This is a genomic window from Chitinophaga eiseniae (assembly GCF_900167135.1).
Taxonomy (GTDB): domain Bacteria; phylum Bacteroidota; class Bacteroidia; order Chitinophagales; family Chitinophagaceae; genus Chitinophaga; species Chitinophaga eiseniae.
Genome location: NZ_FUWZ01000001.1, coordinates 705,089 through 720,896 on the forward strand (window position 1 = coordinate 705,089; position 15,808 = coordinate 720,896).

Genomic DNA, 15,808 nt, shown 5'->3' on the forward strand with positions numbered 1-15,808 from the left:
ATTATTTCTTCAGACTGGCGATATCAATCACAAAACGGTATTTCACATCACCCTTCATCATGCGGTCATAGGCGGTGTTGATATCTTTGATGTCAATAACTTCCACATCACTGACAATATTATGCTCGGCGCAGTAATCCAGCATCTCCTGCGTTTCGCGGATGCCGCCAATCAGTGAACCCGCGATACTGCGGCGACCCATAATAAGATTGAAAGCAGGTACGGTGGAAGGTTCCGGTGGTATGCCCAGGCAGATCATCACACCGTCGAGCGTCAGCAGTCGCAGGAACTGGTTATAGTCGTGCGGGGCAGATACGGTATTAATAATAAAATCAAAGGTGTTGCGCAGGCGCTTCATCTGTTCTTTGTCCTTGATCAGGGCGAAATGGTGTGCCCCCAGCTTTTTAGCGTCTGCCTCTTTGGAAGGAGAGGTGCTGAGCATGGTCACTTCGGCGCCCATGGAATGGGCCAGTTTAACGGCCATATGCCCGAGGCCGCCCAGTCCCAGCACCCCTACTTTATGTCCCTTGCCCACCTTCCAGTGACGCAGCGGGGAGTAGGTGGTGATACCAGCGCACAGCAGCGGCGCTACGCCTTCGAGCGGCAGCTTATCGGATATTTTCAGCGTATATTTTTCATCCGTCACGATCTGCGTGGAATAGCCGCCGTACGTCAGTGTTTTACGGTCCATCTCCGTACCGTTGTAAGTGCTGGCATTCCCTTTTTCACAGTATTGCTCTTCTCCGGCCTGACAGGGGGTACATTCCCGGCAGGAGTCCACAAAACAGCCGATGCCCGCCAGGTCGCCCACCTTGAATTTGGTGACATGGTCGCCGACTTTTACGATACGGCCCACGATCTCATGGCCGGGTACCATCGGGTACACAGAACCGCCCCATTCATCCCGCACCTGGTGAATATCCGAGTGGCATACACCACAATAAAGGATTTCAATCTGTACATCATGGGGGCCGACTTCTCTCCGCTGAAAGTTCCACGGACCGAGAGGGGAAGTAGCATTTTGTGCTGCGTAAGCTTGGGTATCAATCATGGTCGTTGATTTTGGATTCCGAAACTACTGATTTTTAAGCAGTTTTATGCTGACCGCGATCCTGTTGCCAATTGTTTAACTTAGTAGGATGTTAAGCTATTGGGAGAAGCAAAGTCTGCTTCAGTACGACTATATTATCGCCGGAAGCGGCATCGTAGGCCTTTCTGCGGCTATCAGCCTGCGGGAGCGGGAACCGGGGGCACGGGTGCTGGTGCTGGAAAGGGAGGTGCTGCCTACCGGGGCCAGTACCAAAAATGCCGGGTTCGCCTGTATCGGGAGCCTCACGGAGATACTGGCCGACCTGCAAACGATGCCGGCCGAAACGGTACTGGAGCTGGTAGCCATGCGGCGGACCGGCCTGCAGCTGCTCCGCCGGCGGCTTGGCGATGACCGGATCGGCTATCGGGAAAACGGCAGCTATGAACTGATCGGCGTCCGCGAAGAATGGGCCCTGCATCAGTTGGACGAGGTCAACCGTATGCTGGCCGGCGTACTCGGCCAAACGCCTGCATTCTCCCTGGCCACTGATAAACTATCGTCTTTTGGCTTCGCGCCGGACCATGTAAAGGCCGTGGTCAGTAATCACTATGAAGGGGAACTGCATACCGGGCAAATGATGCGTGCGCTCATCGATAAAACGATCGCCATGGGGGTGGAGATAAAAACCGGCTGCCCCGTCACCCGCATGGAAGACCTGCGCTCCGGGGTGAATGTGGTGGTCACCCATCAGCTGCTGAAAGAAGAGGTGGTGTTCCGTGCCCGGAAACTGCTGGTATGTACCAATGCTTTTACCCGTCAACTGCTGCCCGAACTGGAAGTCACCCCGGGAAGAGGGCAGGTGCTTATCACGGAACCGGTCCCCGGCCTGCCTTTTAAGGGTATTTTCCACCTGGAGGAAGGTTATTTTTATTTCCGCGAACTCGATGGCCGCGTGTTGCTGGGCGGTGGGCGCCAGCTGGATTTCTCCGGCGAAACCTCCACGGAGTTCCGCTACAACGACCGTATCCAGCACGAACTGGAGGAAATGCTGCGCCACCTGGTACTCCCCGGGCGGCCCTTCACCATCGCCGACCGGTGGACGGGCATCATGGCCTTCGGCAGCACCAAACAACCGATCGTGCGCGCCTATTCCGGTAATATTATCCTGGGTGTGCGCATGGGCGGCATGGGCGTAGCCATAGGATCGCTCATAGGGGATAAAATAGCGGCCATGGCGTTGCAGTGATGACGCCCCAACCATCTGCCGGCCATGAGCCGTCCGCACAGCATCCGGGCAGCGGCTGAGCAACCCGCGCAGCCACTGTCCCAACCACCCGCCCTAAAACCTTCCCGCCGGCCGGAAAACCCTAACGCCAACGGCTCTCCGGTTTTTTGTTAAAGTGCTTTGATAGCAATTTTAAATGTATAGATTTGACCTCCCGGGAAAACCGCAGTAACGCTGCGGTTTTTAGTTTTTGCTTTTTTATGGTGCATAAGTGTATTTGATACATTTATTTCACTATATTGATCCGCCAAATTTATTATACAAACCACGTTTGAACATTTATGCAACCAAACTTACTTCACTACGTCGATTACCTGGTATTCCTGGTATATTTTGTAATAGTGGCCGGCTACGGGTATTATATCTACCAGAAAAAAAAGAAGGCGACAACAGACTCCAAGGACTTTTTCCTGGCGGAAGGCTCGCTGACCTGGTGGGCGATCGGCGCTTCCCTCATTGCCTCCAATATCTCGGCAGAACAGTTTATCGGTATGTCCGGCTCCGGTTTCTCTATGGGCCTGGCTATCTCCACCTATGAATGGATGGCGGCAGCCACGCTGATCGTGGTAGCGGTCTTTTTCCTCCCCATTTACCTGAAAAACAAGATCTACACAATGCCCCAGTTCCTGGAACGCCGGTACAACCAAACGGTGAGTACTATTATGGCGGTGTTCTGGCTGCTGCTGTACGTGGTGGTAAACCTCACGTCCATTCTGTATCTGGGCGCATTGGCGATTAATAAAATCTCCGGTATCGACTTCTACGTCTGCATGGTGGCGCTGTCGTTCTTTGCGGTGCTCATCACCCTCGGCGGTATGAAAGTGATCGGTTATACAGACGTTATCCAGGTGTTCTTCCTCATCCTGGGCGGCCTGGCTACCACTTACCTGGCGCTGGACCTCGTGGCGCAGCACTTCGGTGAGAGCGGTGTGATGAAAGGCTTCAGCCTGCTGCATCAGCATGCCGACGACCATTTCCATATGATCTTCAAAAAAGAGGACGCCCATTACCTCGACCTGCCGGGACTGAGCATATTGGTAGGGGGTATGTGGATCGTGAACCTCAACTACTGGGGCTGTAACCAGTACATCACACAGCGCGCACTGGGCGCCGATCTGAAAACCGCCCGCAGCGGCCTGCTGTTCGCCGGTTTCCTGAAACTGCTCATGCCTATCATCGTGGTGCTGCCGGGTATCGCGGCTTATGTGCTGTACCAGCAGGGCCAGTTCCACACAGAGATGATGCAGGGCGGCTCCCTGAACCCGGATAACGCTTACCCGGTGCTGCTCAACCTGCTGCCCAGCGGCTTGAAAGGCCTGGCCTTTGCGGCGCTCACCGCGGCAGTGGTGGCCTCGCTGGCCGGTAAAGCCAACAGTATCTCCACCATTTTTACGTTAGATATTTATAAGAAGATATATCATAAAGAAGCCGATGAACAGAAAGTAGTACGGGTAGGTCGCGTGACGGTGATCGTCGCCATGGTGCTCGCCATTATCCTTTCCAATTTCCTCGGTATCGACAAAAAAGGCGGATTCCAGTTTATCCAGGAATACACAGGCTTCGTGTCCCCGGGCGTATTTGCCATGTTTATCATGGGTTTCTTCTGGAAACGGACCACTTCCAACGCGGCGCTCTTTGCCATGATCGTTGGATTGCTGATGTCTTTTGTGCTGAAGTTCCTGCCCAACTGGGTGGACCTGCAGCCGCTCTACCAGTTTGGCTGGGCCGCCCCCAATGCGGCAGGCGTTTATGAAATGGCCTTCATCGACCGTATGGGCATCGTGTTCGTGATCTGTGTGGTGGGTATGATCATCATCTCCCTGGCCGATCCTTCCAGCAAGAACAATCCGAAAGGACTGGAAATCGACAGCAGCATGTTTAAAACTGCGATGCCGTTTACGATCGGCGCATTGTTCATCGTCGGTATTCTCATTGCACTGTATACTGTTTATTGGTAATCGTTATTCACAACAGATATGTATTTTATTGGTTACGATATTGGCTCTTCTTCTATTAAAGCCGCACTGCTGGACGCAGACACCGGCCGTTGCCTGGCAACGGCCACCAGTCCGTCCCGTGAGATGCCCATTTTAGTGCCGCATCCCAATTGGGCGGAACAGGACCCGGAAAGCTGGTGGCAGGAGGTGGTGAACGCCACCGCGCTCCTGCGCCGGCAGCACGCCTTCGATCCGGCCATGGTGAAAGGGATCGGCATCGCCTACCAGATGCATGGCCTCGTCTGCGTGGACAAAGACATGCAGGTACTGCGCCCGGCCATTATCTGGTGCGACAGCCGAGCGGTGGAAACAGGGCGCAAAGCCTTCTCCGCACTGGGGGAGTCCTATTGCCTCTCTCACCTGCTGAATTCCCCCGGTAATTTTACCGCTTCCAAACTGCGATGGATACACGAAAACGAGCCGCAGGTGTACGAACGGATCCATAAAGTAATGTTGCCCGGCGATTTCATCGCCCTGAAGCTCACCGGCGAAGCCACTACTACGGTGTCCGGCCTTTCTGAGGGTACTTTCTGGGACTTCCCGGGTAATGCTGTCAGCAGCCAGCTGCTCGATTATTATCAGATCAATCCGCAACTGTTGTCGGCCATAGTGCCCACCTTCGGCATACAGGGCCAGCTCTCCGCCACGGCAGCCGCAACGCTGCAACTGGCGCCTGGCACACCGGTCACCTACCGCGCCGGCGACCAGCCCAACAACGCTTTTTCGCTCAACGTGCTCGAACCCGGTGAAGCGGCCACCACCGCCGGTACCTCCGGCGTGGTATATGCTGTTCACGACCAGCATACCTTCGATCGTGAAAGCCGCGTCAATACGTTTGTGCATGTAAACAACGACGCACAGCATACCCGCGACGGCGTGCTCATGTGCCTCAATGGCACCGGTATCGCCAATTCCTGGTTGCGCAATATGATCGGCGACATCAGTTATGCTGATATGAACGATGCCGCAGCCCAGGCCCCTCCGGGAGCTGATGGCCTGCTGGTATTCCCCTTCGGCAACGGCGCAGAAAGAATACTGGGCAACAAAAGCACAGGCGCTACCGTCAGCGGCCTCGATTTCAACCGGCACCAAAGGGCGCATATGCTGAGGGCCGTACAGGAAGGGATCGTCTTCGGACTCAATTACGGCCTCGACATCATGACAGACATGGGCCTCGGCATACACCGTATGCGCGCCGGTCACGCCAATATGTTCCTCAGCCCGCTCTTCCGGGAAGCTTTTGCGAATACGGCCAATGTGGTCATCGAACTATATAATACAGACGGGGCGCAGGGCGCCGCCAGAGGTGCGGCCGTCGGCGCCGGTTACCTGTCTGTCAAAGAAGTCTTCAGAGGCATGGAATGTCTCGCGGTAATAGAACCCGATAACCGGCTCCGCGACTACTATACAGAAGCATACAGCCACTGGCTGTCAGGCCTGCATTCGTTGCTGGCTAACGGTTAATGATATACGACATTTTAAAATCCACTTTTATGAGCATTACACTAGGAAATCACGAGTATTTTAAAGGCATCGGGCAGATCCGCTACGAAGGACCGGAATCAGACAACCCGCTGGCCTACCGCTGGTACGATGAAAACCGCCTCATCGCCGGCAAATCCATGAAAGAACTGTTCCGCTTCGCCGTAAGCTACTGGCATACCTTCTGCGGCACCGGCGGCGACCCCTTCGGACCAGGCACCAAACACTTCCCCTGGCTGGTATCCACAGATCCTGTACAAAGCGCAAAAGACAAAATGGATGCTGCTTTCGAATTCATCACCAAACTGGGCCTGCCTTACTATTGTTTCCACGACGTAGACCTGGTGGACGAAGGCGCTACTATCGCCGAATACGAAAGCAGAATGCAGCAGGTCGTGGATTACGCCAAACAGAAACAGGATGTGAGCGGCGTGAAACTGCTCTGGGGCACCGCTAATGTGTTCAGCAACCCGCGCTACATGAACGGAGCAGCCACCAATCCCGATTTCCCTGCACTGGCTTATGCCGGCACACAGGTGAAAAATGCGCTCGACGCCACCATCGCACTGAAAGGAGAGAACTACGTTTTCTGGGGCGGCCGCGAGGGCTATATGACCCTGCTCAATACCAACATGAAAAGAGAACAGGAACACCTGGCGCAATTCCTGACTGTCGCCCGCGACTATGCCCGTAAACAAGGCTTCAAAGGCACTTTCTTTATCGAACCGAAACCCTGTGAGCCTACCAAACATCAGTATGACTACGATAGCGCCACCGTTATCGGTTTCCTGCGCTATTACGGACTGGACAAGGATTTTAAACTGAATATTGAAGTGAACCATGCCACCCTGGCCGGTCATACCTTCCAGCATGAGCTGCAGGTAGCCGCCGATGCCGGAATGCTGGGCAGCATCGACGCCAATCGCGGCGATTATCAAAATGGCTGGGATACCGATCAGTTCCCCACACATCTCAACGAACTGGTGGAAAGCATGCTCGTTATCCTCGAAGCCGGCGGCTTCGCCGGCGGCGGCGTTAACTTCGACGCTAAAACCCGCCGTAACTCTACCGACCTGGAAGATATCTTCCACGCGCATATCGGTGGTATCGACGCCTTCGCCAGGGCCGCGGTCATCGCCGAAAAAGTACTGACAAAAACAGCCTATAAAAAATTCCGGGCAGACCGCTACGCCTCCTTCGATTCCGGCAACGGGAAAGCCTTCGAAGAAGGCAAGCTCACCCTGGAAGACCTGCGCAATATCGCCGCCTCCAACGGAGAACCCGCCCAGGTCAGCGGTAAGCAGGAATGGCTCGAAAATATGATCAACAACTGTATTTAATCACGCAAAGGCGCAAAGGAGCAAAGCAGCAAAGAATTTCGCCGCTTCTGCTATCTTTGCGCCTTTGCTGCTTTGCGCCTTGGCGTGAACAAAACAATGAACAATGACAATCAATACTTTTCATGAGGCAGGATTTGATATCATCGCCCTCACTGACGAACAAAGCGGCACACAGGTGGAGATCGTGCCGGCCCATGGCGCATTGTTGCACGCTTTTAAAGTGCGCCGCCAGGGTAAACTGATCAACCTGATAGACAGCTACAGCAGCCTCGAAGATCTCCGGGAGAACCTGCATAGCAGTTTTAAAAGCGTTAAACTCAGCCCTTTTGCCTGCCGTATCAAAGACGCGGCCTACGAATGGCAGGGCAATACCTATAGCATCGAAAAAACAATAGCGCCCGGAAATGCCATCCATGGTTTGTTGTATGATGCAAAATTCATAGTGGCAGCACAGGAAGCTACCGCGCGGGAAGCCACTGTGACACTATCTTACAGCTTCCGCGAGGAAGATACCGGCTACCCTTTCAGCTACGATTGCCACGCCACCTATACGCTGCGCCCGGACAACGAACTGCAGGTGACCACTAAAATTGTCAATAACAGCCAGACCTCCATCCCGGTGATGGACGGATGGCATCCATATTTCTCCACCGGCACGCCGGTAGATAAGCTGGTGCTCACCTTCGCCTCCAAAGAAATCGTGGAGTTTGACGCCAAACTGATACCGACAGGAAAAGTATTGCCCTACACGGAATTTGTAAAAGGTAAAAAACTGGCCGGCGTGGAACTGGACAACTCTTTTGTGCTGGACTTTTCCCAGGCGCAACCACTCGCCTCCCTGCTGGACCCGGTGAAAAATATCCAGATCGATTTTTTCCCGGGCGATCACTATCCTGTTTTGCAGGTATATATACCACCACATCGCAACAGTATCGCCGTGGAAAACCTGAGCGGTGCGCCCAACGCCTTTAATAATGGGATCGGCCTGGTAACTTTGGCCGCTGGTGAAAACAGAACTTTCGACACGAAAATAAAAATCACAGCATAGCCACGGCGGTGCTGTCAGCTATAAACGTCCTCCGGTCTCCCACCGGAGGATTTGTTTTTTAACAACCGCCCCAATTTATTTAAATTGTGGGCTGGAATGGATATGAACAATACACGCTCAGTATTGGTTGTTCACGGAGAGGAAGGATAGTCAGGATTAAAAACATACACAATTTATGAAGGCTCACACGCGTATTCTGTTGCTGGGTTGCATCGCCGGGATGTTGTTTCCTTTTGTTGCAAAAGCACAGGTCATCGTAACCGGACAGATTTCTGACAGCAACAAACTGGTGCTGCCGTACGCCACTATTACCAACCTCACCACAGGCAAACATTCCCTGTCTGATCAGGGCGGTTTTTACAAAATTGATGCTACCCGGAATGACAAGATCGTTTTCACTTTTGTGGGCTACCTGCCGGACACCGTGAAGGTAACGCAGACTACCGGCACACAGACGATCAATGTGAAGCTGGTCGTGGCCAGCCGTTTTCTGAAAGGCGTGGAAATTTCCTCTCAGTATACCCCTTATCAGCTGGATTCCATTGAGCGCCGCCGGCAGTACGGTTACCTGCTGGACCTGCCCAATAAGCCACTGGCCGGTGGCAGTACGCCGCAGGGTGCCGGTATCGTCTTCAGTCCGTTTACCCGCTATTCCAAGAGCGAAAAACAAAAAAGACAGTTCAAAAAGAATTACGAGGAGATGGAGAAAGAGAAATACATCGATTCCCGTTTTACACCGGTGCTTGTCAGCCAGGTGACCGGGCTCAAAGGGGATTCTCTTCAGTTGTTCATGCGGGACAATTATCCGGATTACGAAACGATGCGGACCATTGGACATAACGACCTGCTGTACTGGATTACAGACAAATACAAAACCTGGATCAAAAAGTAAAGACATAGAAAAAGGGTGAAGAACAAGCCGAAGTCTTCACCCTTTTGATTTATAGGCTATTGTGTTCAAAAACTTAGTTATAGACCTTCACCATATATACAAACTCTTCCAGTTTCCTGATCTGATCTATTCTATTCACCCCCTCCAGATGGCTTTTATTACGGGCCATTTCTTTTTTCATGCCTTTATCTTTCGGCATTTCATCCAGCAACCGTTTCAGGTGGGCTGATTTCACTGCGAAGGCGATGCCGTCGGAGGTGGTTTGTTTGCCTGTAACGATACCTACCACATCACCCTGGTTGTCTAACAGGGGAGCGCCGCTATTGCCGGGATTGACAGGGATAGACACCTGGTAGGCGGTCGTATCGCCGTTGAAGCCGGTTTTTGCGCTGATGTAACCTTTGCCGTAAACGATTTCATCGCGGGGGAAGCCCATGGTGAAAACTTCTTCGCCCAGTCTGGCGTTCTGTGGTTTCAGTGCGTAGGGCAGCGGCTGGCTTTTAAAGGTAGAGTCGGCAATTTTGAGTACCGCCAGATCGCTGGAGATGTCTTCAAAAACGCTGACAGCCTTGAAAGCTTCACCTTTATTGTTCTGCACATACACAGAATCAGCGCCGGCCACTACGTGATAATTGGTAACGATGTAACCGTTACCGGATACTGCGAAACCAGTACCGCCGTAAGTGCCGGGATTCACCGGTGCTCTGTTTTTATTATTGATATCATTGATGAGTGCGTTCTGGGAGCGCTGGATATTGTTCAGCACTCTTCTCACGTCCTCATATTGGGCGGTGGATTTGTTTTTAGCGGCGTTCTGCAGGACAGCGATGGTAGACAGGGAGGTTACCAGTGCGATACAGGCAGCGGCTGCCAGGTTGGTAATGGTACGGCGGCGGATGGTTACCCTTTTGGCAGCCAGGTTTTCTTCCTGGGCCTGTTTGCGGAGGGTTGGCATGTCCAGCTGCCGGTGAAGGTGGTCCATTTTAGCCTTCAGCGACTGCCGCTGACCAAAATGTTGCAGCTGCTGCAGGAACAACGCCTGCTCTTCTACCTGACGGTCGATTTGCGGATTGTTTTTACGCAGTTCCTCAAAAACGGCTTTTTCCTGTCCGCTCATTTCTCCGTCCAGGTAGCGTTCAATTTCACGTAATAAATTCATGTCATCTTTCATGGCCGTTGCTGCTTATAAGGATGTATTATACTGATCAAAAAATAACTTCTTCAGGCGCATCAGACACTTATACTTCTGATTTTTAGCGTTTTCGGCGTTGGTATAGCCGAATTTCTCCGCTATTTCCTGCATGGACCGCTTCTGTATATAATAATCTTCCAGAATGGTCTTACAGGGTTCGCCAATATTGCCCATCGCACTTTCCATGATCCGGAACTGTTCGTCTCTGGCGGCGTGTTCGTCTACCACTTCCGTGGCCGGGATTGTATCTTCCATTTCCGGTGGGATCGCATAAAGCCCGTAGGTGCTTTGTACTTTTTTCAGCCACAGGTGGCGGCATACCGAATAGAGGAAAGTTTTTAAACGGCTGGTCAGGTTAAAACTACCCTCGCAGGCCTTTTCATATAGAATGATGATTGCTTCCTGGAAAACATCCTTGGCGTCGTCTTCGCTGCCATTGTGTTGTAAAATCATGCGCAGCACTACCGGAAAATTCTCAGAATAGATGGTTTCCAATGACTTATCATCACTTCTTGCCAATCCCAGCAATAATTCCCTGTCTCTTGTTATATCTTGATGTTGCTTCACTCTTAATACGATTATTAGGCATTTGGTAACCCAAAGTACCGAAAAAAAAAATTTTAAAAGTTTGGGTTACCTTTTGGGTGATCCCGGTATAAAGGATAAATCATTCAAAAAACACCTTTAAATTATTTGTACGATGAAGAACGTAATTAAACTTGGTTTCCTGGCTCTGTCTTTCGGTCTGTTCGCTGTAGCTTGCGGCGGTGGTGAAAAACCTGCTACCGATTCTACTGCAACTAACGCTGGCGCTGTAATCGACTCTGCTGCTGCAACTGTTGATTCTGCTGCTGCTGGTGCTGCTGCTATGGTTGATTCTGCTGCTGCAAAAATCGACTCAGTTGCTGCTAAAGTTGACTCTGCTGCTGCTAAGCACTAATTAGCAAACTCTTATTAAATTTATATGACCGCTACGGCTATCGCTGTAGCGGTTTTTTTATGCCCTTTTATATTGCTGATGAGCTCGCTGTTTAAATTTTTTAAAATGATGCCTCCGCTACCGTTTTAATATATGTCACTGATCTTCTTTTTCCACAATTTTAGATTAAATTCAATAATTGCCCCTTATTATTCAAAAAAATGTATTTTTTATATCAGACGCTTGGATAATTAAAACCGTGCCGTATTTTTGTGACACGTTCAAAAAGAGCATATGACTACACAAGCGACTTTCGGATTTTTTGGCTTCTATTATTTCTGGTACCAGGAATAGGGAGGTCGTTTGTAAGTAAAAAGATAAAAGAAACTACAAAAAGCCTCCCGCGAAAACGGGAGGTTTTTTAATTATCAAAATATAGTATATGTCAAACCGTCACTTTAACACTTATTATTTTTATTACTTCTTTTTTGCGAAGAAGCAGGGGACTCGTTTGCAATAAAATACTTTACATAGGTAAAATAAAGCAAAGGGTCCCGGAGACGGGGCCCTTCTTGTTTCAAATAGCTAGTTGCTACAGCAACTATAAAACAATAAAAAATCAACTCCATACACATGAAAATTGCCATACAAGGGTTTGAAGGTGCTTTCCACCAGATAGCTGCACAGAGTTTCTTCGGAAAACAGACCGATATTGAAGCCTGTGCCACCTTTTCCGAGCTGGTGCGTAAGGTAAAACAGGACCCCGGCGTGGACGCCGGTATCATGGCCATCGAAAACTCCATCGCCGGCAGCATTTTACCGAACTACAGCCTCCTCAAAAACTCCGGCCTGCATGTGACCGGTGAAGTATACCTGCAGATCAACCAGCACCTCATGGTGCTGCCCGGTCAGCAACTGGAAGATATCCGCGAGGTACATTCCCATCCCATGGCTCTTTTACAGTGTATCGATTTTCTTGAAAAACACCCGCACATCAAACTGGTGGAAACGGAGGATACTGCGCTCAGCGCCAAACACGTACGTCAGAAGAAACTGAAGAGCGTGGCTGCCATCGCCGGCAAACTGGCCGCTGAAATTTATGAGCTGGATATCATCGCGCCCAACATCCAGACCAACAAAAACAATTATACCCGCTTTCTGGCGCTGTCCCGCACCGCCGCGCCTGTCGCCCCGGATGCGAATAAAGCCTCTGTTTATTTTCATACCAGCCACGAAAGAGGTACCCTCGCCAAAGTGCTGACGAAAATCGCAGACGCAGGTATCAACTTGTCCAAACTGCAGTCTTTTCCCATCCCGGCCAAAGAATGGAACTATTACTTCCACGCCGATATGGAATTCGAAAATCCGGCACACTTCGAAAAAGCGCTCGGAAAAATAGCGGCGCTTACCGAAAACCTCAAAGTGCTGGGCATCTACAGAAAAGGCAAAACACATTAATCAGTATTCAGAAATCAGGCATATGCAGATACAGGTTGCTAAAAGATTACAGGGAACAGAAGAATACTATTTCTCCAAAAAACTGCGGGAAATAGACGAAATGAACCAAAACGGTCCCAAAGTGATTAATCTGGGTATAGGAAGCCCGGACCTGCCCCCGCACCCGTCCGTGGTGGAGGCGCTCCATGAACAGGCCGCCCTGCCCAATACACACGCCTACCAGGGGTACAAAGGTATCCCCGCGTTGCGTAAGGCGATGGCCGACTGGTACCAGCGCTATTATGCGGTAACACTGCATCCGGACACGGAAGTGCTGCCCCTCATCGGTTCCAAGGAAGGTATCATGCACATCTGCATGACCTACCTCCAGGCGGGCGATGAAGCGCTGATCCCCAATCCGGGTTACCCTACCTACCGCTCTGCGGTCAACCTGAGCGGCGCCACCGTGGTAGATTATGACCTGGTAGCAGAAAACGGCTGGCTCCCCGATCTGGACGCACTGGCCCAAAAAGACCTGAGCCGGGTGAAAATCATGTGGGTCAACTATCCCCATATGCCTACCGGCGCAAAAGTGAACAAGGAGTTTGCCGCAAAGCTGATCGCTTTTGCCAAACAGCATCATATCCTGATCTGCCACGACAACCCGTACAGCTTTATCCTCAACGAACAGCCCGAAAGCCTGTTGCAGTTTGAAGGTGCACGCGATGTGGTGCTGGAACTCAACTCCCTCAGCAAATCTTCCAACATGGCCGGCTGGCGCGTTGGCATGCTGGTGGGAAAAGCCGAATGGATCGCCGATGTGCTCCGCTTTAAAAGCAATATGGACTCCGGTATGTTCCAGCCCCTGCAGATGGCCGCTGTAAAAGCACTGCAACTGGGCCGCGAATGGTACGACGAGCTCAATAAAATATACCGCGCCCGCCGCGAAAAAGTATTCCGGCTGCTGGACCTGCTGCAATGCGTTTACGATAAAAACCAGGTAGGCATGTTCGTATGGGCACACATCCCGGATACTATCGATAACGGCTACACGCTCAGCGATGAAGTACTGCAAAAAGCACGGGTATTCATTACGCCCGGCGGTATTTTCGGAAGTAACGGTAACGGCTATGTCCGCGTAAGCCTCTGTCAGGATGAAAAGGTTTTCCAGGACGCCATTGACCGTATAAAAACTGCGATAAAATGATTGTAACGATAATAGGCACAGGCCTGATCGGCGGCTCGCTGGCCATCACCCTCCGGGAAAAAGGAGTGGCCGAGAAGATCATCGGCGTGGACCAGCAGGAAGAACATCTGCAAAAAGCCAAAGCGCTCAACATCATCGATGAAGGCATGCCGCTCAACGATGCGCTGCAATGCTCCGACCTCGTGATACTGGCCATCCCCGTAGATGCAGTACTGCAGGTGCTGCCCACCCTGATGGACAAAGTACGCCCCAACCAGGTGATCATGGACGTAGGGTCCACCAAAGAAAAAATATTGCAACTCGTTGCCGGTCATCCCAACCGCGGCCGCTTTGTGGCGGCCCACCCGATGGCCGGCACCGAGTATTCCGGTCCCGATGCCGCTATACGCAACCTCTTCACCCACAAAACCATGGTGCTCTGCGATGTGAAAAACAGCGATGAAGACGCTCTCGAAATGGTGGAAGACATGGTAGACAAACTGCAAATGCGTACCGTATATATGAATGGCCAGGAGCATGACCTGCACACGGCCTACGTGTCGCATATCTCCCACATCACCTCTTTTGCGCTGGCGCTCACCGTACTCAAAAAAGAAAAAGAGTCCGGCCGCATCTTTGAACTCGCCAGCGGCGGTTTCGAATCTACCGTGCGCCTCGCCAAAAGTTCGCCGGACATGTGGGTGCCCATCTTCAAACACAACCGCGGCAACGTGCTCGATGTGCTCGATGAACACATCCACCAGCTGCAACAGATGAAGTCACTGCTCGAAAACGAAGACTATGACGCCTTCTACAAACTGATCCAGAAATCAAACAAAATCAGGAAAATCCTGAAATAAACATAAATTCTAACAATCTACTTAACTTCAATACTATGGTACAGACAATGGAAGAAATATTATCCAAAACCAAATTCTCAGATCCTTCATCTGATAAAAAGCCGTTGATCATCTCCGGCCCCTGCAGCGCTGAAACAGAAGAGCAGGTTTTAGCTACCGCGTTGGCATTACAAAAAACCGGTAAAGTGGACGTATTGCGCGCCGGCATCTGGAAACCCCGCACCCGTCCGGGTTCTTTCGAAGGCATCGGCACTAAAGGCCTCGCATGGCTGCAGAAAGCCCGCGAACTGACCGGCCTGCCGCTGGCAGTGGAAGTGGCAACCGCTAAACAGGTGGAAGACGCGCTGCACTTTGGTGTGGATATCCTGTGGGTAGGAGCCCGGACCACAGTAAACCCCTTCTCTGTACAGGAAGTGGCAGACGCACTGAAAGGTGTGGACACCACCGTACTGATCAAAAACCCGATCAACCCCGACCTGGAACTGTGGATCGGCGCCGTGGAAAGAATCCAGAAAGCAGGCATCAGCAAAGTAGGCCTCATTCACCGCGGTTTCTCCAGCTACGGTAACACCCAATACCGCAATGCGCCCATGTGGCACCTCGCTATCGAGCTGAAACGCCGTATGCCTGAACTGCCCATGATCTGCGACCCCAGCCACATCTCCGGCCGCCGCGATATCCTGCAGGAAGTTTCCCAGGAAGCGATCGACCTGGACTACGATGGCCTGATGCTCGAAACTCACGTAGACCCGGACAACGCCTGGAGCGACGCCAAACAACAGGTAACTCCTGAGAAACTGGCTGAACTGCTCGACGGTATCGTTTGGAGAAGAGAACACACCGATAAAAAAGATTTTAACACCGCCCTCGAAAAACTGCGTGCGCAGATCAACCAGGTGGATGACGAAATCATGCTGCTGCTCGGCAACCGTATGAAAATCGCTGAGAAAATCGGCATGTACAAAAAAGAAAATAATATCACCATCCTGCAAACCAACCGCTGGAATGAAATCCTGGACCGCAACATCGCGAAAGGCGAGAAACTGGGCCTGACAAAAGAATTCATCCTGAAATACTTCGACGCGGTGCACCTGGAATCCATCAACCGCCAGAACAGGGTGATGAACGAAGAAAAATAAA

Annotated in this window: 14 protein-coding genes; 11 read left to right on the top strand and 3 right to left on the bottom strand. The window is 51.5% G+C overall.

The genetic code is table 11. The features are described from left to right. Position 1: 1 nt before the first annotated feature. Positions 2–1,051 carry an NAD(P)-dependent alcohol dehydrogenase gene (locus tag B5D63_RS02960; RefSeq protein ID WP_078667271.1) on the bottom strand — a complete coding sequence of 350 codons (1,050 nt, stop codon included), beginning with the start codon at positions 1,049–1,051 and terminating at the stop codon, positions 2–4. An 88-nt stretch (positions 1,052–1,139) separates the two neighbouring features. Between B5D63_RS02960 and B5D63_RS02965 the strand changes: the two genes are divergently transcribed. From B5D63_RS02965 to B5D63_RS02990, 6 genes are all read left to right on the top strand, one after another. After that, positions 1,140–2,276 (top strand): NAD(P)/FAD-dependent oxidoreductase, encoded by a 1,137-nt coding sequence (locus B5D63_RS02965; RefSeq protein ID WP_078667272.1) that lies wholly within the window; start codon positions 1,140–1,142, stop codon positions 2,274–2,276. A gap of 320 nt (positions 2,277–2,596) precedes the next feature. Further along, positions 2,597–4,273 (top strand): sodium/sugar symporter, encoded by a 1,677-nt coding sequence (locus tag B5D63_RS02970; RefSeq protein ID WP_078667273.1) that lies wholly within the window; start codon positions 2,597–2,599, stop codon positions 4,271–4,273. Between the two features lie 18 nt (positions 4,274–4,291). Then, positions 4,292–5,776: a xylulokinase gene (locus tag B5D63_RS02975; RefSeq protein ID WP_078667274.1), complete on the top strand. Its 1,485-nt coding sequence runs from the start codon at positions 4,292–4,294 to the stop codon at positions 5,774–5,776. Positions 5,777–5,805: 29 nt separating this feature from the next. Then, positions 5,806–7,134 (top strand): xylose isomerase, encoded by a 1,329-nt coding sequence (xylA, locus tag B5D63_RS02980; protein ID WP_078667275.1) that lies wholly within the window; start codon positions 5,806–5,808, stop codon positions 7,132–7,134. Positions 7,135–7,237: 103 nt separating this feature from the next. Continuing rightward, entirely contained in the window at positions 7,238–8,182 is a 945-nt protein-coding gene (locus tag B5D63_RS02985; RefSeq protein WP_078667276.1) for an aldose 1-epimerase, read from the top strand. Between the two features lie 175 nt (positions 8,183–8,357). Next, positions 8,358–9,074 carry a carboxypeptidase-like regulatory domain-containing protein gene (locus tag B5D63_RS02990; RefSeq protein WP_078667277.1) on the top strand — a complete coding sequence of 239 codons (717 nt, stop codon included), beginning with the start codon at positions 8,358–8,360 and terminating at the stop codon, positions 9,072–9,074. Positions 9,075–9,147: 73 nt separating this feature from the next. On the opposite strand, the gene B5D63_RS02995 is transcribed toward B5D63_RS02990, so the two are convergent. After that, complete coding sequence (locus B5D63_RS02995) at positions 9,148–10,233, bottom strand: S1C family serine protease (RefSeq protein ID WP_159455873.1); 1,086 nt, start codon at positions 10,231–10,233, stop codon at positions 9,148–9,150. A 24-nt stretch (positions 10,234–10,257) separates the two neighbouring features. After that, positions 10,258–10,833, bottom strand: a complete 576-nt coding sequence (locus B5D63_RS03000) for an RNA polymerase sigma factor (RefSeq protein WP_078667279.1) — start codon at positions 10,831–10,833, stop codon at positions 10,258–10,260. 133 nt (positions 10,834–10,966) lie between these two features. Here B5D63_RS03000 and B5D63_RS03005 point away from each other — a divergent pair, with 133 nt between their 5' ends. The 5 genes from B5D63_RS03005 to B5D63_RS03025 all read left to right on the top strand — a co-directional run bounded on the left by B5D63_RS03005 (position 10,967) and on the right by B5D63_RS03025 (position 15,807). Further along, the gene (locus B5D63_RS03005; protein WP_078667280.1) at positions 10,967–11,206 is read left to right on the top strand and encodes a hypothetical protein; all 240 of its coding nucleotides are present in this window, start codon (positions 10,967–10,969) and stop codon (positions 11,204–11,206) included. A gap of 612 nt (positions 11,207–11,818) precedes the next feature. After that, a complete protein-coding gene (locus B5D63_RS03010) occupies positions 11,819–12,643 on the top strand; it encodes a prephenate dehydratase (RefSeq protein ID WP_078667281.1) in 825 nt (274 codons plus the stop codon). A gap of 22 nt (positions 12,644–12,665) precedes the next feature. Further along, a complete protein-coding gene (locus B5D63_RS03015; RefSeq protein WP_078667282.1) occupies positions 12,666–13,829 on the top strand; it encodes a pyridoxal phosphate-dependent aminotransferase in 1,164 nt (387 codons plus the stop codon). Then, entirely contained in the window at positions 13,826–14,668 is an 843-nt protein-coding gene (locus tag B5D63_RS03020) for a prephenate dehydrogenase (RefSeq protein ID WP_078667283.1), read from the top strand. Before B5D63_RS03015 ends, B5D63_RS03020 begins: the two co-directional genes overlap by 4 nt. Positions 14,669–14,703: 35 nt before the next feature. Beyond that, positions 14,704–15,807 carry a chorismate mutase gene (locus B5D63_RS03025; RefSeq protein WP_235021448.1) on the top strand — a complete coding sequence of 368 codons (1,104 nt, stop codon included), beginning with the start codon at positions 14,704–14,706 and terminating at the stop codon, positions 15,805–15,807. Position 15,808 lies beyond the last annotated feature (1 nt).